Source organism: Paraburkholderia sp. CNPSo 3272 (assembly GCF_024206495.1).
In the GTDB taxonomy this organism is placed as follows: Bacteria; Pseudomonadota; Gammaproteobacteria; order Burkholderiales; family Burkholderiaceae; genus Paraburkholderia.
In genome coordinates this window covers 1-1,364 of record NZ_JAMBPQ010000095.1, presented here as the reverse complement: position 1 = coordinate 1,364, position 1,364 = coordinate 1, and the positions used below count along the sequence as shown (strand labels likewise).

Here is a 1,364-nt window from a genome sequence, read left to right as displayed (position 1 = left end):
TGTACCGGTTGTCACGCCAGTGGCATCGCCGGGTAGCTATGTTCGGAAGAGATAACCGCTGAAAGCATCTAAGCGGGAAACTCGCCTTGAGATGAGATATCCCCGGGGCTTCGAGCCCCTTGAAGGGTCGTTCGAGACCAGGACGTTGATAGGTCAGGTGTGGAAGCGCAGTAATGCGTTAAGCTAACTGATACTAATTGCCCGTAAGGCTTGATCCTATAACAGGTGTGCCTCCGCCCCGCGTGGGTGGGCAGGACGCACGGGTTGAGTGATCAGTGTTGTGCCAGATTAAACAACACAACCCCAAACACACCTCTTTACGCTTCTTCCCGATTGGCTGTGGCGCCAGGTCCGAAAGACCCGAGTCGACGCAGCAACCCGTCATGCCTGATGACCATAGCGAGCTGGTCCCACCCCTTCCCATCCCGAACAGGACCGTGAAACAGCTCCACGCCGATGATAGTGCGGATTGCCCGTGTGAAAGTAGGTAATCGTCAGGCTCCTCTACAAGCAAGACCCCGGCCCTAAAAAGCCGGGGTTTTTGCCTTTCCGCTCTCCCTATAAGTGAGAGCGTTATGGAATCGACGCCGAACAAAGTGCTTGACACGATTCGGATGTTCCCCCATAATCATCAGTTCTCTGCGGAGGGGTGCCCGAGTGGCTAAAGGGGGCAGACTGTAAATCTGTTGGCTTACGCCTACGTTGGTTCGAATCCAACCTCCTCCACCAGAATTCAGCTGTAGCAGTGATGGGCCGGTAAAGATTGCGCTAGCCGTTGCGCGATCGAAATGGCCGGCGAACCTCGCGGGTGTAGCTCAATGGTAGAGCAGAAGCCTTCCAAGCTTACGACGAGGGTTCGATTCCCTTCACCCGCTCCAGCGAAGCAATAAAGCGGTTCCAGAGCAGTTTTCGCCCATGTGGCTCAGTGGTAGAGCACTCCCTTGGTAAGGGAGAGGTCGGCAGTTCGATCCTGCCCATGGGCACCAGCCGGATCTAGCGGGCGTCTCAAGCCCCGCATCGAGCAGGCAGCAGCAAGCCAGTGATTGTTTGCGCGCCCCGCGCAACGTACGGAAAAATCCTCTTAGGAGTCGAAAATGGCCAAGGGTAAGTTTGAGCGGACCAAGCCGCACGTGAACGTGGGCACGATCGGTCACGTTGACCACGGCAAGACCACGCTGACGGCAGCGATCACGACGGTTCTGACCGCCAAGTTCGGCGGCGAGGCGAAGGCGTACGACCAGATCGACGCAGCGCCGGAAGAAAAGGCACGTGGTATTACCATCAACACCGCGCACGTCGAGTACGAAACGGCTAACCGCCACTACGCACACGTCGACTGCCCGGGCCACGCTGACTACGTGAAG

Annotated in this window: 1 protein-coding gene, 3 tRNA genes and 2 rRNA genes; all 6 read left to right on the top strand. The window is 57.3% G+C overall.

Annotated features, from left to right (window positions below; all coding sequences use genetic code 11):
- Positions 1 to 218 (top strand): 23S ribosomal RNA (locus M3I53_RS37885); the annotation flags it as partial.
- Between the two features lie 168 nt (positions 219 to 386).
- Positions 387 to 500, top strand: a 5S ribosomal RNA gene (gene rrf / locus M3I53_RS37880).
- 143 nt (positions 501 to 643) lie between these two features.
- Positions 644 to 729 (top strand) — tRNA-Tyr (locus M3I53_RS37875).
- A 75-nt stretch (positions 730 to 804) separates the two neighbouring features.
- A tRNA-Gly gene (locus M3I53_RS37870) sits at positions 805 to 878 on the top strand.
- Between the two features lie 33 nt (positions 879 to 911).
- Positions 912 to 986, top strand: a tRNA-Thr gene (locus M3I53_RS37865).
- Positions 987 to 1,094: 108 nt separating this feature from the next.
- Positions 1,095 to 1,364: GTP-binding protein (locus M3I53_RS37860; protein ID WP_254320704.1), on the top strand; the 270-nt coding region annotated here is incomplete at its 3' end.